Source organism: Bradyrhizobium dasycarpum (assembly GCF_042019905.1).
GTDB classification, from domain to species: Bacteria; Pseudomonadota; Alphaproteobacteria; order Rhizobiales; family Xanthobacteraceae; genus Bradyrhizobium; species Bradyrhizobium japonicum_B.
Map to the genome: position 1 here is coordinate 2173396 of NZ_CP169574.1, position 21524 is coordinate 2194919.

A 21524-nucleotide genomic window follows, 5' to 3' on the forward strand; every position below is an offset into this window, starting at 1 on the left:
GTCCGCGAGTTGGTCGGGAGGAACGCCGTTAGGTCTCGTCGGTCTCCGGCTTCTCGTCGAGCCGGTTGGCGGCGTGGTCCTGATATTGTTCGGTCTGGATGGTCTTGCCGTCCATGCCGCGGATGTCCGAATGCTGCTTCTTGTCGCGGTTGGACAGGACCATGTTGTCGCCGATCATCTCCTTGGGGATTTCGGTCATGCCGCCGGTGCCGTCGCCCTTGCCGTGCATGCCGGATCTGAAATGCGTCTTGCTGCCATGCCCACCTGGCATCGGTTTCTCCTCTTGCAGTGATCTTCTTCGTGTTTCCCTGACGAGTTCTGCATCGGAACTTGCAGCGTCACCTGCCTCCGCCCTTGCCAGCCTCGTCGTGCGTGTGATGGGAGTCGCGCTCGCCTCCGCCGCCCGAGACACGGCTATGATTGCGTTGCGAATTGTCGGCGGGCGGCTTCTTCACCTCCAGCGGCGCCTTGGCGTTCTCGTGTGAGGCGCCGGGTCCGCCCTGGCGGATGCTGTTCGGGGTCTTGGTGGATGTCGACATGGATGTCGCCCTCCTCAACGATCTTGCTGATATCCCTGGTTGGTCGTGTTCTGCTTGATGTTGCCCTGCTGTCCCTGCTGGTCCGGATTTTCCGCGCGCTGCTGACCATGCGGCGTTTGATCAGCGGACATTTGCTTGCTGTCGCCGGTTCCCTTGCGACTCTGATTTTCCGGCGGAACAGGTGGCATCTTGCTGGTCATGATGTGTCTCCCGTTCGGACGTGCGAGGGGACAACAGGACGAGCGGCACACCGTTCCTGGACGATGTGTGACAAAGATTCCCCGAAGGGAGACTTGCGTCAGCTCGCCGCGGTAAGGGAACGATCGATGCTTGCTTCGCTGCAGGCAGTCATCCGTGTTCCCCGGCCCTCGGCCGCGACTGGAAGCTTCGCGATCGCGCGCAAGCCCGGCCGCTTGCGCCAGTGGACCTCGGCGGGATCGACGGCCAAGCCGAGTTTCGGCCAGCGCACGAACAGTACTTCCAGCGCACAGGCCGCCTCGATGCGCGCGAGCTGATGGCCGAGGCAGAAATGGATTCCCGTTCCGAACGAGAGATGACGATTCGGCTTGCGCTCAAGATCGAGCCGCTCCGGACGGTCATGCATCGCCGGATCCATGTTCGCGGCGGCGAGCATCACCATGACCCGATCACCCTTGCTCAGACGTACGCCTTCGACCACGACATCCCGCCGGACATAGCGCGGCTTGGAGAACTGCACGGGGGAGACGAAGCGCAGGAACTCCTCGACAGCGAGCCCGATGCGGCTCCAGTCCTGCTCCAGCCAATCGCGCCAGTCCGGACTTCTGAGGAGCTCGTAAGCGGAGCCGCTGATGAGATGCGTGGTGGTCTCCGACCCCGCCGCGAGCAGCAGAAAGACCATCGAGACCATTTCATCCGGCGTGATCTGGCCGCCCTCACGCTCGACCTGGACCAGCTCTGCGATCAGGCCCTCGCCGCCATGTTCGCGCGCGACCTGCAATTGTCGATCCAGATAGGCACGCATCTTGCGGAACGCGAACAGCAGGCGGAAGAAGCTGACGACGTTGGTCAGCGAAGACATCGTATTGGCCCAGGCGATGAAGCGGGGACGATCGGCCAACGGCAACCCGAGCAATTCCGAGATCACCGCGAGCGGCAGAATGCGCGCATAGCGCTGAACCAGATCGGCCGGACTTCCCGCAGAGAACAGCTCGTCGGCGAGGCCGTCGGCGATGGCACGGATGCGCGGCTCCATCGCGACGATCGCGCGGCGGCGAAAGGCCTCGTCCACGATGCTGCGCAGCCGGGTGTGATCCGGCTCGTCCATCGTCAGCATGTTGTTGGCGATGGTCCTGACGTAGCGCGGCATCCACCAGCGCAGACCGGCGACGTCGCCGTCTTCCTTTCGCAACGTGAAGATCGCGTCGTCCTTCAGGACCTGCGCGGTGGCGTCATGGGTCGTGGTGATCCAGACGTCGCCGATGAGAGGAAACCGTGTCGCAACCACGGGCCCGGACATGCGCAGCGTCGCAATGGCCCTGGGCGGATCGCGAAAGAAGGCCTCGCTGGTGAAATCGAGGCGCACATTCATGGGATCACCGCACTGATTGCTGGCGTCTCACCCAGATGGTGCGCGGCCCGGGCGGCGCAGGGGCCTTCCCCTTCGGGAACGAGACGAGTCTAGCCGCGTTCCGGCGAACGTTGACCCGTCTTGCGCTGCTGCTGGGTGTAGGCGTCCCAATGGCTCCAACTGCCATTGCTGAGGCTCTGCAGGTCCGTCGCGAGCGGACGGCGCGTGCGCTTATCGTGATCGGCGATCACACGCTCCGACTGCGCGATCTTGCGCTTGATTTCCGCGACCGCCTTCTGGGTCTGGCCGTTCCGCTTCGACGATGCGATTTCCCCGATCGTGAAGCGCGCGGTCTCGAGCGCCTTCAACTCGGCACGATTCTTCCTCAACTGAACCCGGTGCCAGGCGATGTTGCTGTCGCTGTCCGCAACCATGTGGGAACTCCGCTGATCTGTTCCCACAGTGTATCAAGCGCCGAATCGGCACCGCAACGCCCGCCCGAGGGCGAAAATACGGTCTTTCTGCGAACTTAGCGCTCGGCGAAGGCCTTTTCGACCACGAACTGGGCCGGCTCGCCGTGATTGCCCTCGACGAAGCCGCGCTCGCCCAGGAGCACGCGGGTGTCCGCCACCAGCGCGGGGCTGCCACAGATCATGACGCGGTCGTGGGCGGCTTCCAGCACCGGCAGGCCGATATCGCTGAACAGCTTGCCCGAGGTGATCAGATCGGTGATGCGGCCGCGATTGCGGAAGGGATCGCGGGTCACGGTCGGGTAATAGATCAGCTGCTCGCGGATGTATTCGCCGATCAGTTCGTCCTGCGGCAGCGTCTGGGTGATCATCTCGCCATAGGCGAGCTCCTTGACGTGCCGGCAGCCATGCAGCAGCACCACCTTCTGGAACCGCTCATAGGTCTCGGGATCCTTGATCACGCTCAGGAACGGCGCAAGGCCCGTGCCGGTGCCGATGAGGTAGAGGTTGCGCCCCTCCTCCAGATTGTCGATCACGAGCGTGCCGGTGGCCTTGCGGCTGACGATGATCTCGTCGCCTTCCTTCAGGTGCTGCAGCCGCGACGTCAACGGGCCGTCGGGCACCTTGATCGAGAAGAACTCCAGCGTGTCCTCGTAATTGGCGCTGGCGACGCTGTAGGCCCGCAGCAGCGGCTTCTCGCCGACCTTGAGCCCGATCATGGTGAATTCGCCGTTGCGGAAGCGGAAGGTCGGGCTCCGCGTGGTCTTGAACGAGAACAGCGTGTCGGTCCAGTGGTGGACGCTCAAAACGCTTTCCTGATTGAAATTGCTCATCTCACCTTCCCTGTCGCGTCAATTGCGGTCTTCGAGGCGGTCCAGCTATGCGTCGTTTGTACACGATCATTCGTATACTAATGAATAATCCGGCTTGATCCCGCGGTCAAGGCTGCCCAAGATCGGAAGCGTTGCAGTTAGGAATAAGGAGCCCTTTCCATGGCGCATGACGCACCCCAGGCCGCCGGACCGTCCAAGCTCGTGATCCGGAATATCGGCCTGATCCTGTCCGGCGCCTTGGAAAAGCCGATCCTGGACGGCGACACCATCGTCGCCGAGAACGGCAAGATCACCGCCATCGGCCGCTTCAAGGACGTCGATATCGAGGGCGCGACCACCATCGTCGACGCCCAGGGCACCACGGTGGCGCCGGGCCTGATCGACAGTCACGTTCACCCCGTCGCCGGCGACTGGACGCCGCGGCAGAACCAGATCAACTGGATCGACAGCTATCTCCATGGCGGCGTCACCACCATGATCTCCGCCGGCGAAGTGCACATGCCGGGCCGGCCTCGCGACGTCGTCGGCCTCAAGGCCATGGCGGTGTTCGCCCAGCGCGCGTTCTGGACCTTGCGTCCCGGCGGCGTGAAGGTTCACGCCGGCGCGCCGGTGATCGAATGCGAGATGGTCGAAGAAGACTTCAAGGAGATGGCCGCCAACGGCGTCAAGCTGCTCGGCGAAGTCGGCCTTGGCGGCGTCAAGGACGGCCCGACCGCACGCAAGATGGTCGGCTGGGCGCGCAAATACGGTATCCAGAGCACGATCCACACTGGCGGCCCCTCGATCCCCGGCTCCGGCCTGATCGACAAGGACGTGGTGCTGGAGGCCGACACCGACGTCGTCGGCCACATCAACGGCGGCCACACCGCGCTGCCCGACGACCAGATCCGCTGCATCTGCGAGGGCTGCAAGCGCGGGCCTCGAGCTCGTGCACAACGGCAATGAACGCTCGGCCCTGTTCACGCTGCGCACCGCGCGCGAGATGGGCGACCTGCACCGCGTCATCCTCGGCACCGACGCGCCCGCCGGCTCCGGCGTGCAGCCGCTCGGCATCCTGCGCATGGTCTCGATGCTGTCCTCGCTCGGCGATCTGCCGGCCGAGATCGCCTTCTGCCTTGCCACCGGCAACACCGCGCGGATGCGGCAGCTCGATTGCGGCCTGATCGAGGTCGGCCGTTCCGCCGACTTCGTCATCATGGACAAGGCGCAGCACTCGCCCGGCAAGAACATTCTCGAGAGCGTCCAGCTCGGCGATCTGCCCGGCATCGGCATGACCATCATCGACGGCATCGTGCGCACCCAGCGCAGCCGCAACACCCCGCCGGCGGGGAAAGTGCCCGAGGTGGTGGCGAAGTGACGCTGGCGGTGCGGCCAACCGCTCCGCATCGTCCATCGAAGGGTTTGAACAAGTCTGCGTCCTGCTGCGTCTAACGCAGGCAGCCCTCGGCGGCGGCAGTTCATTGCTGGACCATCGAGGCAGACATGAAAAGCTCATCGCGAATAGCCGTCGGCGCTGCCGGCGCGGTGGCGGGCTATATCGCCACTTTTGTGCTGTTGTCCTTCTTCGATTTCGGCAACCGGGCGGACCCGATCACATCGGGTCTGCTGGGACTGTTCGTCTACTCCCCCATCGGCGCAATCGCCGGCGCGGTGCTCGCAAGCTGGCTGGTGACGCGCCCAGAGACGGACGCAAGCAACGGAAGCGTCGCCCGCACCAGTCTGAAGTCCCTTGGCATCGTCGTACTCTTCTGCGTCGCAGCCGCCGCCACTTACCTCGCTTACGCCTATGCGACCGCGACGCCGTGGCTCAATCCGAACGCGGCCAATCCTCTTCTTGTGTTCGAGGTCCGCTTTCCGGCGGGAGTAACGGTGCCGGCATCACAGCAGGGAATCGCCATCGAATTGCAGACCGACCTCAACACCATGCCGGGCGAAGTGAACCCGGCCGCCTTCCATCGCGACGGCGACCAGGCCGTCATCGCCGGCGAAGTCGAACTCGCCTTTCGAACCTCGCACCGTCAACTCGCTGTGAGCATCCAGGGCCAGCCGACCCGAATCTATCCGATCGACCTGACGGCCCGCGCCCCGCATACGCCGGAGTTCGGAACGTGGCGGCGGCTGACTGACGGCAGCGAAATCCGCTACCGCGCCAAATGGCCGGGCAAGACATGACGTTGAGAACGGCTCTCTTTAGGAATTTCACAATGCCAACAGATCTGCGCGCCTTGTCCAACTGCCGAGGGATGGGAAAAGGCGCGCAGCGCCGTGCCTACGATCTCTCACTGATGAAGAGATGGTGGGCATGCTGCGCTTTGCCCACCCTACGGCACCGTCGTCAGCGCAGCTTGTTCAGCAGCGCCATCAGCGTCTCGCGCTCCTTGGCGTCGAGCGGCGCCAGAGTCTCGCGGGTGATCGCCAGCGCATTGGGCCCCAGCTTCTCCGCGAGCTGCTGGCCGACGCGCGTCAGACTCACCAGCAAGCGGCGTCCGTCTTCGGGATCCTGACTGGTCTCGGTCAGGCCGCGCGCCGTGAGGCGGTCGATCACGCCCTTGATGGTGGCGACATCCATTGCCGTCAGGCGGCCGAGTTGGTTCTGTGAGCACGGACCGGTCTCGGCGAGCTTGGACAACGCCGCCCATTGCGTTGGCGTCAGATTGGTGCCGATATCGCGGGCGAAGATCGAGCTGTGGCGCTGCCAGACCTGGCGCAGGATGAAGCCGACCTGCTCGTCGAGCACGTAAGGCGGTTTTGTCGGTTTGACGTTCTTCTTCGCCGTGACGCTTCTCGCCATCCGTTCCCCGCCCTTACAACGACAGATGCGCGTCGCGGATATCAGGACGCGCGTCGAGCTCGGCCATGGTGCCGCCGAAGCAGATGCGCCCGCGCTCGATGATATAGGCGCGATCCGAGATCAGCCGCGCGAAATGCAGGTTCTGCTCGGAGACGACGATGCTGACGCCCTCCTTCTTCATGGTCAGGATGGCATCGACCATCTGCTCCACGATCTTCGGCGACAGGCCTTCCGAGGGCTCGTCGAGCAGCACCAGCGAGGGATTGCCCATCAGCGTGCGGGCGATGGTGAGCATCTGCTGCTCGCCGCCGCTCATGCGGCCACCCGGACGGTTCTTCATCTCACCGAGATTGGGAAACAGCGCGAACAGCTTTTCGCGGGTCCAGTGCGGCGCGTTCGCACGCTTCGGCTGGCGACCGACCTCGAGATTCTCTTCAACCGTCAGGTCGGTGAAGATACGCCGCTCCTCCGGCACGTAGCCGAGCCCCTCGCGTACGATCTCGTGGGTCGGCTTTGCCGAGACATCCCTGCCCTCGAACATGATGCGGCCGGTTCGCTGTGCGACGAGGCCGACGATCGAGCGGAACGTGGTCGACTTGCCGGCGCCGTTGCGCCCGAGCAGCGCGACGACCTCGCCCTCGCCGACCTCGAAGCCGATGTCGAACAGGATATGCGCCGGGCCATAATGACTGTTGAGGTCTTGCACCGTGAGCTTCATGCCGAGGTCCCCTCGCGGTGGCGGGCATCGTAGACGAGGCCCTCGCCGAGATAGACCGCCTGCACCTGCGGATTGCCGCGTACCTCCGCCGGCGAGCCCTCGGCGATCAGCGTGCCGCGGTTGAGCACAATGATGCGGTCGGCATGCTCGAACACCACGTCCATGTCGTGCTCGGTGAAGAGCACGCCAATCGATTTCTCCCGCGCGATCTGCGCCGTGAGCCGCATCAGGTCGACGCGCTCGCGCGGCGCCATGCCGGCGGTCGGCTCGTCCATCAACAAGAGCTTGGGCTGGTTGGCGAGCGCCACCGCAAGCTCGAGCCGCTTGAGGTCGCCATAGGCGAGCTCGCCGCAGGGTCGATCCGCATAGCCGCCCATACCGACCAGTTCGAGCAGACGGCCGGCCTCGTCGCGGTCGAACTTGGGTGCCGAACCGAACGGATTGAACAGCTGTCGCCCGTGCGAGATCAGCGCGACCTGCACGTTCTCGCGCACGGTCATGGTGGCGAAGGTCGCCGTGATCTGGAAGGTGCGCCCGACGCCGAGCCGCCAGACATCGCGCGGCTTTCTGCCGGTGATCTCCTCGCCGAGCAGGCGAACATGGCCGGTATCAGGCTCGTTCTGGCCGTTGAGCATATCGAAGCACGTGCTTTTTCCCGCGCCGTTCGGCCCGATCAGTGCCAGGATTTCGCCGGCCCGTAGCGAGAACGACACCCCGCGCACGGCGTGGATGCCGCCATAGGATTTGGTCAGACCTTCGACCGCAAGAAGTGGGGGTGCGATGCTCATTCGGCAGACTCGATCGGCTTGGCAAGCAGAGGTGAGGCCGGCGGCGGCGCTTTCCTGCGGCGCTGCGCCAACGTTTCCAGCATGCCGACGATGCCCTTGGGAAAGACGACGACGATCAGCATGATGAAGCCGCCGAGCACAAGCTTCGACAGATCGGTCTGGCTGACCAGCCAGATGTTGAGCGCCTTGTAGACGATGGCGCCGATCACCGCGCCCGACACCGTCTCGACGCCGCCGAGCAGCACCATGACGAGTGCATCGACCGACAGCGAGATGCCGAGATTGTCGGGGAAGACGCTGCCCTTGAGGTAGGCGAACAGCGCGCCGCCGACGCCGGCGGTCGTGCCAGCGATCACGAACGCCGTCCACTGGATGCGCTTGGCGTCGATGCCGATTGCTTCACTGCGCAGCAGCGAGTCGCGCGTGGCACGAAGCGCGTAGCCGAACGGCGAGAACACCATGGCCCGCAGCGCGATGGTCACCAGCGCTGCAACGCCGAGCGCCAGCCAATAGAAGTGCGACGGGCTCGCCGCCCACTTTTCCGGCCAGACGCCCAGGATGCCGTTGTCGCCGCCTGTCACGCTCACCCATTGGAACGCGATCGACCAGACGATCTGTGCAAAGGCCAGCGTCAGCATCGCAAAGTAGACGCCGGAGAGCTGCACGGCAAAGAAGCCGAACACGGCGGCGCCCATGCAGCCCAGCAGCGGCCCGAGAAGCAGGCAGACGACCATCGGCAGCCCCGCCATCTTGGCAAGGAATGCGATGCCATACGCACCGAGGCCGAAATAGGCGGCATGGCCGAACGACGCGAGCCCGCCGACAGACATGAGGAAATGCAGGGAGACGGCGAAGATCACGAAGATCGCGATCTCCGACCCGACGGTCAGCAAATAATTGCCGGCGAACAGCGGCAAGGTGGCCGCCGCGACGAGCGCTGCGAACGCGGCGAGACGTTCGTTTGACGTCAACGGCCGCCAGGGATTGACCGTCAGGCCCGGCGTCTTGCGCGCGGGCGCCTCCGGCTTGCCGAACAGGCCCCAGGGGCGCACGATCAGCACCACCGCCATCACCAGGAAGACCAGGATGATGGAGATCTTCGGAAAGATCAGGATGCCGAAGGCATTGAGCTCGGAGACCAGCACCGCCGCGACGAAGGCGCCGATGATGCTGCCGAGGCCGCCGATCACGACGACGACGAAGACCTCGACAATGATGCGCAGATCCATGGCGTGATGCACGGCATCGCGCGGGATCTGAAGGGCGCCGCCAAGCGCGGCGAGGAAGACGCCGACCGCGAACACTGACGTGAACAGCCATTTCTGATTGACACCGAGGGCTGCGACCATGTCGCGGTCCTGCGTCGCGGCGCGCACCAGGACTCCCCAGCGCGTGCGCTGAAACAGCAGCCAGAGGATGCCGAGCACGACCGGCCCCAGCACGATCAGGAACAGATCGTAGCTCGGGATGTTCTGGCCGAAGAAATCGATGGCGCCCCTGAAGCCCGGGGCGCGGCGGCCGACGAGATCGTCGGGCCCCCAGACCAGCACCACGAGGTCCTCGACCATCAAGGTCAGGCCGAACGTTGCGAGCAACTGAAACAATTCCGGCGCATGATAGATGCGCCGCAGCAGCACCATCTCGACGATGATTCCGATCAGCGCCACGGCCAGTGCCGCCAGCACGATGCCGCCCCAGAAGCCGAAGGCGCCGGAAAGGCGCTCGGTCAGCGTGAAGGCGATGTAGGCGCCGATCATGTAGAAGGCGCCATGCGCGAAATTCACGATCCGCGTCACGCCGAAGATGATCGACAGGCCCGAGGCCACCAGGAACAGCGACGCCGCGCTGGCGAGACCGGTCAGAAACTGTACGACGTAAAAGGCCATCGGCGGTCCGGGTTGAGTGATGTCGTAAGGTGGGTTAGCCCAGCGACAGCGCGGAGCGCTGTCGCCCGGCGTAACCCACCGTCTCTCGTGTGCCGCAGAAGGTGAGGTTACGCCTTCGGCCAACCCACCCTACGCGGCGGAGTTCGGAACGGCTGTTTAATCCTTCGGACGCAGCTTCGCGACTTCGGCATCACCAGGCAGATAGTCCGCACCCTTCTTGTAGGACGAATCCACCATCACGCCCTTGCCGTCCTTCAGCGCGGTCTTGCCGACGAAGGCACCGAGTGTCGACTGGTGATCAATCTTGCGGAAGGTGATCTCGCCGAACGGTGACGGCATGGAGAGCCCTTCCGCGGCCGCGATCAGCTTCTCCGGGTCGGTGGAGCCGGCCTTGGCCAGGATTGCCGCTGCCGCCTTGATGGTCTGGTAGCCGACGATTGAGCCGAGGCGCGGATAGTCGTTGTACTTGGCCTGGTAGGCCTTCAGGAACGCATCGTGCTCGGGCGTCTTGATCGAGTACCAGGGATAGCCGGTGACGATCCAGCCCTCGGGCGTCTCGTCCTTGAGCGGATCGAGATATTCCGGCTCGCCGGTCAGGAACGAGACGACCTCGCGTCCCTTGAACAGGCCGCGGGTGTTGCCTTCACGCACGAGCTTGACGAGATCGGCGCCGAAGGTGACGTTGAGGATCGCTTCCGGGTTGGCGGCGGCAACCGCCTGCACCACGGGACCTGCGTCGATCTTGCCTTGCGGCGGCCATTGCTCGTCGACCCACTGGATGTCCGGGCGCTTCTCCGACATCAGCTTCTTGAACACCGCGACCGCCGACTGGCCGTACTCGTAATTTGGCGCGATCGTCGCCCAGCGCTTGGCCGGCAGCTTCGCCGCCGCCTCGACCAGCATCGCGGCCTGCATGTAGTTGGAGGGACGCAGGCGGAAGGTATATTTGTTGCCCTTGGACCAGGTGATGGCGTCCGTCAGCGGCTCGGCCGCGAGGAAGAACACCTTCTTCTGGTTGGCGAAGTCGCTGACCGCAAGGCCGATGTTGGACAGGAAGGTGCCTGCGAGCATCGCAACGCCCTCGCTCGACACCAGCTCGTTGGCCGCGGTCTGCGCGTCCGCCGGCTTGCCGCCGTCGTCCTTGGAGATGACGACGAGCTTCTTGCCGTTGATGCCTCCGGCTGCGTTGACTTCCTCGACCGCGAGCTGCCAGCCCTTACGATAGGGCTCGGTGAACGCCGGCAGCAGAGAATAGCTGTTGATCTCGCCGATCTTGATGTCCTGCGCCATGGCCGAATGAGCCATGCCGCCTGCCAGGAGCGCGAAGGCCGCTCCCACAAAAATGTTTCTCGCTCGCATCCCAACCTCCAGTTTTTGAACTCTTTGACGTCGTCAGCGTGACCTTGTCGGGAAAGCTGTGCCCGCCTCCCCGATTTCAAACCCTATCTCAGACCGTCCTCGCCCTTGATCTCCGCGACCGTGAGCCCGCCGACGCGCGGCAGCGGACGGCCGCTGTCGGTGACGGCGACGGCGACAATGATCTCGTTGGCACGCGGCGCATCGTTGATCTGCACCTCCATGCCGTCGAAATGACTGCGCACGAAGGCCGCATCCTTGTGCCCCAGCGGAATGTCGAGCGTCGTGCCCGGTCCGCTGCGCTTCTTCGAGGACGGGATCAGCGCCGCGCCCTTGCTCAGCACTTTACGCACGGGCGCCCCCATCTTGGGATGCAGGATCGCGGCGGCATGTTCCAATTCGCCGTTCTCGCCGACGGCCGCGGCCTTGCCATAGCTCTGCGCCTTCGCACCGTCGATGCCGAGCGCGGCCACCGCACGCTTCGACAGCAATTCCCCCAGCTCCTCGCCGATCGCAATCAGCGGCGAGAGATCCTCGACATACTGTCCCGCAAAGGGATTCTCAATCACGGCGATCGCCGCGGCACGCCGGGTCGGCGGCGAGACCTGGCGCCCCATCTCCATCTGCGTCTCTTCCACGACGGTGACGATCTTGCGGATGATCGCGCTCATGTTTCGCTTCCCTGTTCAGGCACAGACCGCGTCTTCCGGCAGACGCGGGCGCGTTCGTTGCTCTCTTATATGCTTAGGTCCGATGACAAGCATATCACCACAAAGCCGGACTACGGCACCCTCGATCAAGCCGCGATCGAACAATCGACGTGCACATTCCGCGCCAGATTCGAGGGCGGCAGCGATCTCGTTCCGTGACAATTCACCGACATGCCGGGTGACAAGACGCGCGCCGAGATCGCTGTCGGGCTGAAGCTCGCAGGCCAGTTGCCTGACGATGGCAGGATGCCCGGGCAGATCCACGGCATTGGCGATGACCGTTGCCGCCGCATCGGCCTGCGACGCCGTCGCGGCCAGCACCGTCACTGCATCGGCGATCCCGAGCGAAAAGCTGCGGCCGTGGCGCCCGCTGGTCGCAATACCCCGGACCCGGTCGTCCGCATCGACCCGGATGGCCCGCATCACGCCGTCACCATCGGGACGATCCATCAGGCCAATCGAAAAATGCTCGCCACGGCCGAGATGCAGAGCGATGTCGCCGCCATTATTGACATAGGCCCGATCGAGCGTCGCAGCGCCCAGCATGGCGCCGAGGATCTCCTCGGCCACGCTGCCGGCAACGGCGGCCATCGGCGTGATGAAGCCATCGGCGGCAAAGGGCGCGACCGCCGTGTGCATCCGGCGCGCCACCACGCCGCTCAGCGAGGTCCGCGCCTCGGCCGCAGCGCGCAACGCCGGCAGCTCCGCGCAGAGCTCGTCGAGCAATCCGGTGAACCGCTGCGTCGCGGCCTCATAGGCCGCACGCACCGCGTCCGCACGCCCCCTCGCCTCGATGATCAGGTCGATCGGTCCATCCTGCAAATGCAGCCGCCGGCCGTCAGACAGCAATGCGATTTGCGGCAACCTCGTCATGCCCGTGGCCCAGGGATTGGGTTCTGCCACGGCAGCTGCCGCACATCCTCGCCGTTCTGCACCTCGGACAGCGGCTTCACGTAATCCATATGGCCGCCGAGCGCGGCGTAATCAGACAGCTTCATCGTGAACTCGATCGGCGCGACCAGCGCCGGGGTCGGAACGTAGCCGAAAGCCCCCGCCGGCATCTGCGTCACATCGACCATGTAGGTGATGCCGCCGCCGGGCCAGACATAGACCGGCGCGCCGCCGCTGGTGACGCGCGTCAGCGCGTCTTTCACCGAGCGCGTCAGCCGGACCGGATTATCGGTGACGCCGGCACGCAAGGAACCGCCGGCCCCCGCCATGAACAGCACCGTGCACAGCGCCGGCTCGCAGTTCTCCTGGATGCGCTCGACCGAGAACTTCAGGTCGGTCGGCATCTCGGTCTCGACCGGCTTCAAGGCCTCGTCGAGCACGTAGTAGGACGAGTGCTCACCTGTCGTGGAGACCATCAGCATGGTCAGGCCGGGTCTGGCTTCCTTGGCATCGAATGGTCCGAGGATCGCTAGCGGATCGGAAATGTTGGTGCCGCCCCACCCCGTGCCGGGATCGGCGACCTGGAAATAGCGGCCCGGCGTCGAGCGCCGGCCCTTCATCTTGATGCCGGTGTCGGCGATGTCGAGCAGCTTGCCGGCCTGGTGCTCGCTCAGCACGCCGGTGATGTGGTCGTCGACCACGACGACTTCATTCACCTTGCCGTGCCATTGCTTGGCGAACATGCCGATCGTCGCCGAGCCGCAGCCGACGCGCATGCGTTCTTCCCTGACGCCGTTGACGATCGGCGGCTGACCGGCCTGCACCACCACCGTGGCGCCGCCGTCGATGGTGAGCTCGACCGGCTTGCAATTGGCGAGATCCATCAGCGTGTCGCAGGTGACGCGGCCCTCCTTCTTGGAGCCGCCGGTGAGATGATGCACGCCGCCGAGCGACAGCATCTGCGAGCCGTATTCGCTGGTGGTGACGTGGCCGACCGCCTCACCCTGCGCGCGCACGGTCGCGGTCTCCGGACCGAGATAGCGGTCGGTGTCGATCTTCACCTTGACGCCGCAATAAGAGAAGATGCCCTCGGTGACCACGGTCACCATGTCGACGCCTTCGACCTCGGCGGAGACGATGAAGGGCGCGGGCTTGTAATCGGGATAGGTGGTGCCGGCACCGATCGCGGTGACGAAGGTCGAGGGCTCGTGGACGATCTTGCCGTCCCAGTCTTCCGTGCGGCTGAACGGAACCAGCTTGCCGCCATGCGAGACGGTGCGCTCCAGGATCACGTGCGGATCGACGCGGACGAGCTTGCCGTCGTGGTTGGCGTAGCGGTCGCAGGCACCCGCCGCGCCCGGCTTGATGTAGCACATCACCGGACACGCATCGCAGCGGATCTTGTCGATGGCGGCGTTCGTCGTTTCAGTCACCATGTCGGAGCCAGCTGGCGCGGGTTATCATTCGTATACGAACGATGTTGCGCGCGGTCGCCTCCGGCTGTCAAGCGGCGGTGCAGTGCAAAAGATGCAGCTGCCGCATAAAGCCTCATTTGCCCATCCACTCTGTCCACAAACAAGGCAGCCGCGCTGCAGTGCGGCATGCATGGCTTGCACGTTTGTGTACAAACGGTATCGTCGCGACGTCGAATTTGATGCGGGCTTGGGACTAAGGGATGGCGCACACACCGATCCGCCTCACCGTCAACGGCAGGATCCACGAGATCGATGCGGCGCCGCAGACGCCGCTGCTCTACGTGCTCCGCAACGATCTCGCGCTCAACGGCCCGAAATATGGTTGCGGTCTGGGCGAATGCGGCACCTGCACCGTCCTGATCGACGGAGCTGCAGCGCGCGCATGCGTGATTCCCGTCAGTGGCTGCGCCGGCCGCGACATCGTGACGCTCGAAGGTCTCGGCACGCGCGACAAGCCTGACGTCGTGCAACAGGCGTTCATCGACGAGCAGGCCGCGCAATGCGGCTATTGCCTCAACGGCATGATCATGACCACCAAGGCATTGCTTGCAATCAACCCGCGGCCGACCGAACAGGAGGCGCTGGCGGCGTTGCGCTACAATCTCTGCCGCTGCGGCACCCATGTCGAAATCCTGCGCGCCGTGATGCGGGCGTCGGGCCAGCTCATCGAGGCGGCTGACTGATGGCCTCCCCTGTTTCGAACGGAGCCGACCGGTCATCGGGATCGCTTGTCGTCGTCCGCACCGTGGACGAGATTACGTCCGAGACCTTCGTCCGCATCACGGCCGACGGTTCGGTCACCGCCTATAACGGCCATGTCGATCTCGGCACCGGCATTCGCACCGCACTCGGTCAGATCGTCGCCGAAGAGCTGGACGTGTCTTTTGCACGCGTCATCGTGGTGCTCGGCGACACCGCCCTGGTGCCGAACCAGGGCGCGACCATCGCGAGCGAGACCATCCAGATCACCGCCGTGCCGCTGCGCAAGGCCGCAGCGCAGGCGCGACACTTCCTGATCGCGCGCGCGGCGGAGCGGCTGGAACTGCCGGAGGCCGATCTCAAGATCGAGGACGGCCTGGTGCGCGGGCATGACAACCGCAGCGTCAGCTATGGCGAGCTGATCGGCGGCGAGGAGATCCGGCTCGAGCTTGCCGACGATGTCGCGGTCAAACCCGTCGGCGACTACGCCATCGTCGGCCAGTCCGTCCCGCGCGTCGACCTGCCGGCCAAGGCCACGGGCGAGCTGACCTTCGTCCACGACATCCGCGTGCCCGGCATGCTGCACGGCCGCGTGGTGCGGCCGCCCTATGCCGGCGTCGATGCAGGACCCTTTGTCGGCACCAGCCTGATCGGCGTCGATGAAGCATCGGTTCGCGGCATTCCCGGTCTCGTGGCCGTGGTGCGCATCGGCGATTTCGTCGGTGTCGTCGCCGAGCGCGAGGAGAATGCGATCCGCGCGGCCGAGCAGCTCAAGCTGAGCTGGAAGCCGACGCCCACCCTCACCGATCTTTCCGACGTCGAGACTGCACTGCGCGCCAATCCATCGACCCCGCGCACGCTGATCGACAAGGGCGATGTTGGCGCTGCGATATCCGGCGCGGCCAAGCCGATGCAGCGCACTTATGTCTGGCCGTATCAGATGCACGCCTCGATCGGGCCCTCCTGCGCGGTTGCGGATTTCCAGGACGGCAACATCAGGGTCTGGTCGGGCACGCAGAACCCGCACCTGCTGCGCAGCGATCTTGCGCTCCTGATCGAGCGTCCCGAGAGCGAGATCGAGGTCATCCGCCTGGAGGCCGCGGGCTGCTACGGCCGCAACTGCGCCGACGACGTCACCGCCGACGCGCTGCTGCTGTCGCGTGCGGTCGGCCGTCCCGTGCGTGTGCAGCTGTCGCGCGAGCAGGAGCACGCCTGGGAGCCCAAAGGCACCGCGCAGCTCATCGACGTCAATGGCGGGCTCGATGCCGACGGCGGCATCGCCGGTTATGACCTCGCCACGCGCTATCCCTCGAACGCCGCGCCGACGCTGGCCCTGCTGCTGACCGGCCGCATCTCACCGGAGCCGGCCGTGCTCCAGATGGGCGACCGCACGGCGATCCCGCCCTATGACTACGAGCACATGCGCGTCGTCGCCCACGACTCGCCGCCGATCGTGCGCGCCTCCTGGTTTCGCGGCGTCTCTGCGCTGCCGAACACCTTTGCGCACGAATCCTTTATCGACGAGGCCGCCACCGAGGCCGGAATCGACCCGATCGAATATCGCCTGCGTTACCTGAAAGACCAGCGCGCCATCGATCTCGTCAATGCCGTGGCGGAGCGCGCCGGCTGGACGCCACGGCCTGTGAGGCAGGACAAGGACGGCGAGGTCGTGCACGGACGCGGATTCGCCTATGCCCTTTACGTCCACAGCAAGTTTCCCGGCTACGGCGCGGCATGGTCGGCCTGGGTGACAGATGTTGCCGTGAACAAGACGACCGGCGACGTCAGCGTGACCCGCGTCGTCGCCGGGCAGGATTCCGGCCTGATGATCAACCCGGACGGCGTGCGCCACCAGATCCACGGCAACGTGATCCAGTCCACCAGCCGCGCGCTGATGGAAGAGGTCTCGTTCGAACGCGGCGCGGTGGCGGCGCGCGAATGGGGCGCCTATCCGATCATCCCCTTCCCCGACGTGCCCAAAATCGACGTCCTGATGCTGCCGCGGCAGGACCAGCCGCCGCTCGGCGTCGGCGAGTCCGCCTCGGTGCCGAGTGCGGCGGCGATCGCCAATGCGATCTTCGATGCCACCGGCGTCCGCTTTCGCGAGCCGCCGTTTACCCCCGAACGTATCTTGAAGGGGTTGCACGGTGAAACATCGGCTGTGCCGCTGCCCGCACCCACGGCCCCGCCTCCCTCTCGCATCTGGGAAAATCCGTTCGCCAAGCGCGCCGGCATCTTCGCAGCAATTGCGGCGGTCTGCACGGCTGCGATCGGCATCGGCGCCGCGCTGCTGCCGGGGCGCGCGATTGCGCCGATCGCGCGCCCCGATGCGTCGGTCTATTCCGCAGTGACGATCGCCCGCGGCGAGCAGCTCGCAGCGCTCGGCAATTGCGCGGAGTGCCACACCACGCTTCGCGGCGCGCTCAATGCCGGCGGTCGCGCGCTGGAGACGCCGTTCGGCACGATCTACAGCACCAACATCACGCCCGATGTCGACACCGGCATCGGGGCATGGTCCTATCCCGCCTTCGAGCGCGCGATGCGCGACGGGCTGCACCGTGATGGGCGGCAGCTCTATCCGGCCTTCCCCTACACGCATTTCGCCAAGACCAGCGACGCGGACATGCAGGCGCTCTACGCCTATCTGATGGCGCAGCCCGCGGTGCGCGCGACGCCGCCGGCGAATGAGCTCGCCTTCCCGTTCAATCTCCGTCCGCTGCTCGCGGGGTGGAACGCGTTGTTCCACGAAGCGACGGAGTTCAAGCCCGATCCGACAAAATCGGAAGCCTGGAATCGCGGTGCCTATCTCGTCGAGGGCCTCGGCCATTGCAGCGGCTGCCACTCGCCGCGCAACGCGTTCGGCGCCGAACAGCGCAATGCCTATCTTGCCGGCGGCTTCGCAGAAGGCTGGGAGGCGCCGGCGCTGACCGCGCTGTCGCACGCGCCGATCCCGTGGAGCGAGGACGAGCTGTTTGCTTATTTGCGCACCGGCCATTCGCGCTATCACGGCGTCGCCGCGGGCCCGATGGCGCCCGTGGTCAGGGACCTCAAGGCCCTCCCAGACGAGGACATTCGCGCGATGGCGGTCTATCTCGGCTCCTTCAACGACGACGCCGCCGACGCACCTGCTCTCGCAGTGAAGCTGGAGAGCGCAACGCAGGTCACCGTCGCCTCCTCCACCGGCGCGCGGCTCTATCAGGGCGCCTGCGCGGTGTGCCACGAGGTCGGCGGCCTGCCGCTGTTCGGCACTCGCCCCTCGCTCGCGCTGAACAGCAATCTGCACAGCGCAACGGCGGACAATCTGGTCCAGGTGATCCTGCACGGGATCACGGATCCGGTCTCCAGCGATCTCGGCTACATGCCGGCATTCAGGAACAGCATGAGCGACGCGCAGATCGAGGAACTCGTCACGTTCCTGCGCAGGCAGTTCGCACCCGACAAGCCGGCATGGCCGGGCGTGCGGGATGCGATCGCGCGGGTGCGCAGCTCCAACCACTGATGTCATTCCGGGCGACGCGAAGCGGCGAGCCCCGGAATGACGCTGAATGACACGTCGGAGGTGCGGTTCTAGCCGTGCTGCTTCATCTCCACCGGAGGCGTGCCGTGGGTGTGGAAGGACTCGATCGTCTTCAATCCCCAAGCCTGGCCTTTCTTGCGCTCCTCCTCGGTCCACACGATGGGCTTCCAATCGGGCGCGAGGATGAGCCGCGCGCCGGCATTGGCGACCTCGACGCGGTTGCCGCCGGGCTCGTACACGTAGAGGAAAAAGGTCTGCTGGATCGCGTGCTTGTGCGGGCCGGTCTCGATGTGCACGCCGTTCTCGATGAAAATATCGGCCGCGCGAAGAATCTCTTCGCGGCTGTCGAGCGCGTAGGTGATGTGATGGAAGCGCCCCGGCACGCCGGAATGGTCGAGCGAATAGGCAAAATCGTAACTCTTGTTCGACATCGTCAGCCACATCGCAGCTTCGCGGCCGTCGTTGAGCACGATCTGCTCCGTGAGGCGGCAACCGAGGTAATTCTCGAAGAATTCGCGGTTGGCCTTGATATCGACCGCGAGGCAGTTGAGATGATCGAGACGACGGACATTGACGCCGCGGGCGGGAAAGCGCTGCGCCTGGTTCTTCAGCGCGGGCTTCAGCTCGGGCGGGGCCTGATACCACTCGGTCTCGTAATAGAGTTCGACGATGTGGCCATCGGGGTCGCGGCAACGGAAAGTCGGGCCCTGCCCCATGTCGCCGTCGATCCAGCCAATGTCGAAGCCGGACCCTTTCAGCGCGGCGACGCGACGCTCCAGCGCCTGCTGGCTGCGCGCGCGCAGCGCCATGTGTTCCATGCCTGAGGTCTTCGACGCCGTCAGCTTCAGCGAGTAGCGCTCGTAATCGTCCCAGCCGCGCAAATAAACCGACTCGCCCTTTTGGCCGCTGACGGTCATGCCCATGACGTCGACGAAGAATTTCAGGCTTTCATCGGGCTTGGGCGTCAGCAGCTCCATATGGCCGAGATGAGCGAGATCGAGGATCGGTTCGGGCTGCATGTCTTCCTCCACGGCTAGCGACCCGCCGGACCGGATCGCGCGATCGGGTGCGGGGTGCAACACGCTCACCCGCCCCATCGCGCTACCGAAGCCGCCGGCTCATTTGTACTAATGTACAAATGATTAGGTCCCGTCAACAAATCAAACGACCGCCCGGACTCGGATGACGTTCGCTGCGCGAGGGCCATCATTCCGAAAACGGGGAGCGGAGTGACCGGATGGTAAAATATTCCTTAACGCGTCTTTTGCTTCAAAGGCCCTTGAATTGGAGCATTTTCCCGACGTTTCCGCTCATAAGTCCGCAATCGGAAACAAACCTCACGGCCGAATTGTCACAGATTTAACGAAGCGGCCGCGCCTGGCGCTTAACCGTTTGTCCAGCGACGACCGCGCATAGTCGGGGACAAATCCTCTCGCTCTTGCCAGGTTCATTGATCGTGACATCCTTTGGACGCGTGATTTCGGTTCGCGGATCGCTCGCCCGGGTCGGGCTGCTGGCGGAAAGCCAGATGCCGATCTCGGAAGTTCGGGCAACCGTCGGCCGCTTCGTCAGCATTCGCAGTGCCAGCTCGGTCATCGTCGCGATGATCACCGAGGTGTCCTGCGAGAATTTGTCGAGCAGCGACGATTATATCGCGGTCGCCTCGGTCGACCTGCTCGGCGAAATCCTCAACGCCAGCGACAAGCCGAAATTCCAGCGCGGCGTCACCAATTATCCGACCATCGGCGATGCCGTCGACCTGATCACCAGCCAGGAGCTGCGCACGATCTACGCGCCGACCGGCTCGGACCAGATCAATGTGGGCTTCCTTCAGCAGGACCGCTCGGTCGTCGCCTATGTCGACGTCGAGGAAATGCTGTCCAAGCATTTTGCGGTGCTGGGATCGACCGGCGTCGGCAAATCCACCGGCGTGTCGCTGCTGCTCAACGAGATCCTGAAGGCGCGCCCGAACCTGCGCATCTTCCTGCTCGACGTGCATAACGAATATGGCCGCTGCTTCGGCGACCGCGCGCTGGTGCTCAACCCACGAAACCTGAAGCTGCCGTTCTGGCTGTTCAACTTCGAGGAAATCGTCGACGTGCTGTTCGGCGGCCGCGCCGGCGTGCCCGAGGAGCTCGACATCCTCGCCGAGGTGATCCCGCTCGCCAAGGGCGTCTACACCCAGTACCAGAACGCTGACCGCATCGGCCTCAAGCGCATCGATCCCAAGCAGATCGGCTACACGGTCGACACGCCGGTGCCCTATCGCCTGGTCGACCTGCTGTCGCTGATCGACGAGCGCATGGGCAAGCCTCGAGAACCGCTCCTCGCGCATCATCTATCACAAGCTGATCTCGCGCATCGAGGCGGTGCGCAACGACCCGCGCTACACCTTCATGTTCGACAATGCCAATGTCGGCGGCGACACCATGGCCGAGGTCATCAGCCATCTGTTCCGCCTCCCGGCCAACGGCAAGCCGATGACGGTGATGCAGCTCGCCGGCTTCCCGGCCGAAGTCATCGATTCCGTCGTCTCGGTGCTGTGCCGCATGGCCTTCGATTTCGGCCTGTGGAGCGACGGCGTCTCGCCGCTGCTGTTCGTGTGCGAGGAAGCGCATCGTTACGCCTCCGCCGACCGCAACATCGGTTTCGGGCCGACCCGCAAGGCGGTGTCGCGCATCGCCAAGGAAGGCCGCAAATACGGCGTCTATCTCGGCCTCATCACCCAGCGTCCGGCCGAGCTCGACGCCACCATCATCTCCCAGTGCAACACGCTGTTTACGATGCGTCTTGCCAACGACCGCGACCAGGCGCTGCTGCGCGCCGCGGTGTCTGACGCCGCCGCGAACCTGCTGTCCTTCGTGCCCTCGCTCGGCACCCGTGAAGTGCTGGCCTTCGGCGAGGGCGTCGCGCTGCCGACGCGCTTGCGCTTCAAGGAGGTGCCGCCGCATCAATTGCCGCGCGGCGAAGCCACCATCTCGAAGCGTGCCGTCCGTCACCTCCGGCCACGACATGCATTTCGTCAGCGCCGTGCTCGAGGCGCTGGCGCGGCGCCACTTCGCAGCGCGACGTGCCGAACGATCCGGTGTTCTCGGCCCCGCCCGCCAAGACGCTCTCCAACGTCGAGGCGCCGATGCTGCAACCCTCGATGGGGCTCGATCCGGACCGCTTCTCGCTGCTGAAGAAGCCGCTGCGGTAAGGGGCGGACAGCCGCGCCTCCGCGAATTCCGGTGTCATGCCCGGGCTTGACCTGGGCATCCAGCGCGCCGCAGCTTCTCGGCTCAAGCACTAACGCATCTGGA

Annotated in this window: 18 protein-coding genes and 2 pseudogenes; 5 read left to right on the forward strand and 15 right to left on the reverse strand. The window is 65.0% G+C overall.

What is annotated here, in order from left to right; translation table 11 throughout:
• Positions 1-28: 28 nt before the first annotated feature.
• From ACETMP_RS10785 to ACETMP_RS10810, 6 genes are all read right to left on the reverse strand, one after another.
• Positions 29-271: a hypothetical protein gene (locus ACETMP_RS10785; protein ID WP_028135713.1), complete on the reverse strand. Its 243-nt coding sequence runs from the start codon at positions 269-271 to the stop codon at positions 29-31.
• A gap of 67 nt (positions 272-338) precedes the next feature.
• Positions 339-539 (reverse strand): hypothetical protein, encoded by a 201-nt coding sequence (locus ACETMP_RS10790; protein ID WP_375160923.1) that lies wholly within the window; start codon positions 537-539, stop codon positions 339-341.
• Positions 540-553: 14 nt separating this feature from the next.
• Positions 554-739: a hypothetical protein gene (locus tag ACETMP_RS10795; RefSeq protein ID WP_375160924.1), complete on the reverse strand. Its 186-nt coding sequence runs from the start codon at positions 737-739 to the stop codon at positions 554-556.
• Between the two features lie 98 nt (positions 740-837).
• The gene (locus ACETMP_RS10800) at positions 838-2109 is read right to left on the reverse strand and encodes a cytochrome P450 (RefSeq protein WP_375160925.1); all 1272 of its coding nucleotides are present in this window, start codon (positions 2107-2109) and stop codon (positions 838-840) included.
• A gap of 89 nt (positions 2110-2198) precedes the next feature.
• On the reverse strand, positions 2199-2522 hold the full coding sequence (locus tag ACETMP_RS10805) for a hypothetical protein (RefSeq protein WP_375160926.1): 324 nt from the start codon (positions 2520-2522) through the stop codon (positions 2199-2201).
• Between the two features lie 95 nt (positions 2523-2617).
• The gene (locus ACETMP_RS10810) at positions 2618-3391 is read right to left on the reverse strand and encodes a ferredoxin--NADP reductase (protein ID WP_028135708.1); all 774 of its coding nucleotides are present in this window, start codon (positions 3389-3391) and stop codon (positions 2618-2620) included.
• Between the two features lie 159 nt (positions 3392-3550).
• Between ACETMP_RS10810 and ACETMP_RS10815 the strand changes: the two are divergent.
• Positions 3551-4748 (forward strand): annotated as a pseudogene (locus tag ACETMP_RS10815) (amidohydrolase family protein).
• Between the two features lie 125 nt (positions 4749-4873).
• Entirely contained in the window at positions 4874-5563 is a 690-nt protein-coding gene (locus ACETMP_RS10820) for a hypothetical protein (protein ID WP_375160927.1), read from the forward strand.
• 163 nt (positions 5564-5726) lie between these two features.
• Here the strand turns inward: ACETMP_RS10820 and ACETMP_RS10825 are convergent, their stop codons facing one another.
• The 8 genes from ACETMP_RS10825 to ACETMP_RS10860 all read right to left on the reverse strand — a co-directional run bounded on the left by ACETMP_RS10825 (position 5727) and on the right by ACETMP_RS10860 (position 13967).
• Positions 5727-6182: a MarR family winged helix-turn-helix transcriptional regulator gene (locus ACETMP_RS10825; protein WP_375160928.1), complete on the reverse strand. Its 456-nt coding sequence runs from the start codon at positions 6180-6182 to the stop codon at positions 5727-5729.
• A gap of 13 nt (positions 6183-6195) precedes the next feature.
• Positions 6196-6900, reverse strand: coding sequence for an ABC transporter ATP-binding protein (locus tag ACETMP_RS10830; protein ID WP_375160929.1), 705 nt, complete (start codon positions 6898-6900; stop codon positions 6196-6198).
• Entirely contained in the window at positions 6897-7688 is a 792-nt protein-coding gene (locus ACETMP_RS10835) for an ABC transporter ATP-binding protein (RefSeq protein ID WP_375160930.1), read from the reverse strand. The genes ACETMP_RS10830 and ACETMP_RS10835 overlap by 4 nt, the downstream gene beginning before the upstream one ends.
• Positions 7685-9574, reverse strand: a complete 1890-nt coding sequence (locus tag ACETMP_RS10840; RefSeq protein ID WP_375160931.1) for an ABC transporter permease — start codon at positions 9572-9574, stop codon at positions 7685-7687. The genes ACETMP_RS10835 and ACETMP_RS10840 overlap by 4 nt, the downstream gene beginning before the upstream one ends.
• Before the next feature lie 156 nt (positions 9575-9730).
• Positions 9731-10933, reverse strand: a complete 1203-nt coding sequence (locus ACETMP_RS10845) for an ABC transporter substrate-binding protein (protein ID WP_375160932.1) — start codon at positions 10931-10933, stop codon at positions 9731-9733.
• 83 nt (positions 10934-11016) lie between these two features.
• Positions 11017-11601, reverse strand: coding sequence for an amino acid synthesis family protein (locus ACETMP_RS10850; RefSeq protein WP_375160933.1), 585 nt, complete (start codon positions 11599-11601; stop codon positions 11017-11019).
• Positions 11602-11616: 15 nt separating this feature from the next.
• Positions 11617-12513, reverse strand: coding sequence for a UPF0280 family protein (locus ACETMP_RS10855; RefSeq protein WP_375160934.1), 897 nt, complete (start codon positions 12511-12513; stop codon positions 11617-11619).
• Positions 12510-13967 (reverse strand): 6-hydroxynicotinate reductase, encoded by a 1458-nt coding sequence (locus ACETMP_RS10860; RefSeq protein ID WP_375160935.1) that lies wholly within the window; start codon positions 13965-13967, stop codon positions 12510-12512. Before ACETMP_RS10860 ends, ACETMP_RS10855 begins: the two co-directional genes overlap by 4 nt.
• A 239-nt stretch (positions 13968-14206) precedes the next feature.
• Between ACETMP_RS10860 and ACETMP_RS10865 the strand changes: the two genes are divergently transcribed.
• Both ACETMP_RS10865 and ACETMP_RS10870 read left to right on the forward strand, forming a co-directional pair.
• Complete coding sequence (locus ACETMP_RS10865; protein WP_375160936.1) at positions 14207-14689, forward strand: (2Fe-2S)-binding protein; 483 nt, start codon at positions 14207-14209, stop codon at positions 14687-14689.
• Entirely contained in the window at positions 14689-18204 is a 3516-nt protein-coding gene (locus ACETMP_RS10870) for a molybdopterin cofactor-binding domain-containing protein (protein WP_375160937.1), read from the forward strand. The genes ACETMP_RS10865 and ACETMP_RS10870 overlap by 1 nt, the downstream gene beginning before the upstream one ends.
• 68 nt (positions 18205-18272) lie before the next feature.
• Here the strand turns inward: ACETMP_RS10870 and ACETMP_RS10875 are convergent, their stop codons facing one another.
• Complete coding sequence (locus ACETMP_RS10875) at positions 18273-19241, reverse strand: catechol 2,3-dioxygenase (protein ID WP_375160938.1); 969 nt, start codon at positions 19239-19241, stop codon at positions 18273-18275.
• A 437-nt stretch (positions 19242-19678) separates the two neighbouring features.
• Between ACETMP_RS10875 and ACETMP_RS10880 the strand changes: the two are divergent.
• Positions 19679-21421 (forward strand): annotated as a pseudogene (locus ACETMP_RS10880) (ATP-binding protein).
• Positions 21422-21524 lie beyond the last annotated feature (103 nt).

What these genes read in the sequence shown, in the direction of transcription:
- ACETMP_RS10805 (WP_375160926.1), bottom strand. Translation starts at nt 2,522, where the DNA reads ATGGTTGCGGACAGCGACAGCAACATCGCCTGGCACCGGGTTCAGTTG.
- ACETMP_RS10860 (WP_375160935.1), bottom strand. Translation starts at nt 13,967, where the DNA reads ATGGTGACTGAAACGACGAACGCCGCCATCGACAAGATCCGCTGCGAT.
- ACETMP_RS10825 (WP_375160928.1), bottom strand. Translation starts at nt 6,182, where the DNA reads ATGGCGAGAAGCGTCACGGCGAAGAAGAACGTCAAACCGACAAAACCG.
- ACETMP_RS10800 (WP_375160925.1), bottom strand. Translation starts at nt 2,109, where the DNA reads ATGAATGTGCGCCTCGATTTCACCAGCGAGGCCTTCTTTCGCGATCCG.
- ACETMP_RS10830 (WP_375160929.1), bottom strand. Translation starts at nt 6,900, where the DNA reads ATGAAGCTCACGGTGCAAGACCTCAACAGTCATTATGGCCCGGCGCAT.
- ACETMP_RS10795 (WP_375160924.1), bottom strand. Translation starts at nt 739, where the DNA reads ATGACCAGCAAGATGCCACCTGTTCCGCCGGAAAATCAGAGTCGCAAG.
- ACETMP_RS10820 (WP_375160927.1), top strand. Translation starts at nt 4,874, where the DNA reads ATGAAAAGCTCATCGCGAATAGCCGTCGGCGCTGCCGGCGCGGTGGCG.
- ACETMP_RS10845 (WP_375160932.1), bottom strand. Translation starts at nt 10,933, where the DNA reads ATGCGAGCGAGAAACATTTTTGTGGGAGCGGCCTTCGCGCTCCTGGCA.
- ACETMP_RS10865 (WP_375160936.1), top strand. Translation starts at nt 14,207, where the DNA reads ATGGCGCACACACCGATCCGCCTCACCGTCAACGGCAGGATCCACGAG.
- ACETMP_RS10875 (WP_375160938.1), bottom strand. Translation starts at nt 19,241, where the DNA reads ATGCAGCCCGAACCGATCCTCGATCTCGCTCATCTCGGCCATATGGAG.
- ACETMP_RS10870 (WP_375160937.1), top strand. Translation starts at nt 14,689, where the DNA reads ATGGCCTCCCCTGTTTCGAACGGAGCCGACCGGTCATCGGGATCGCTT.
- ACETMP_RS10810 (WP_028135708.1), bottom strand. Translation starts at nt 3,391, where the DNA reads ATGAGCAATTTCAATCAGGAAAGCGTTTTGAGCGTCCACCACTGGACC.
- ACETMP_RS10840 (WP_375160931.1), bottom strand. Translation starts at nt 9,574, where the DNA reads ATGGCCTTTTACGTCGTACAGTTTCTGACCGGTCTCGCCAGCGCGGCG.
- ACETMP_RS10785 (WP_028135713.1), bottom strand. Translation starts at nt 271, where the DNA reads ATGCCAGGTGGGCATGGCAGCAAGACGCATTTCAGATCCGGCATGCAC.
- ACETMP_RS10855 (WP_375160934.1), bottom strand. Translation starts at nt 12,513, where the DNA reads ATGACGAGGTTGCCGCAAATCGCATTGCTGTCTGACGGCCGGCGGCTG.
- ACETMP_RS10835 (WP_375160930.1), bottom strand. Translation starts at nt 7,688, where the DNA reads ATGAGCATCGCACCCCCACTTCTTGCGGTCGAAGGTCTGACCAAATCC.
- ACETMP_RS10790 (WP_375160923.1), bottom strand. Translation starts at nt 539, where the DNA reads ATGTCGACATCCACCAAGACCCCGAACAGCATCCGCCAGGGCGGACCC.
- ACETMP_RS10850 (WP_375160933.1), bottom strand. Translation starts at nt 11,601, where the DNA reads ATGAGCGCGATCATCCGCAAGATCGTCACCGTCGTGGAAGAGACGCAG.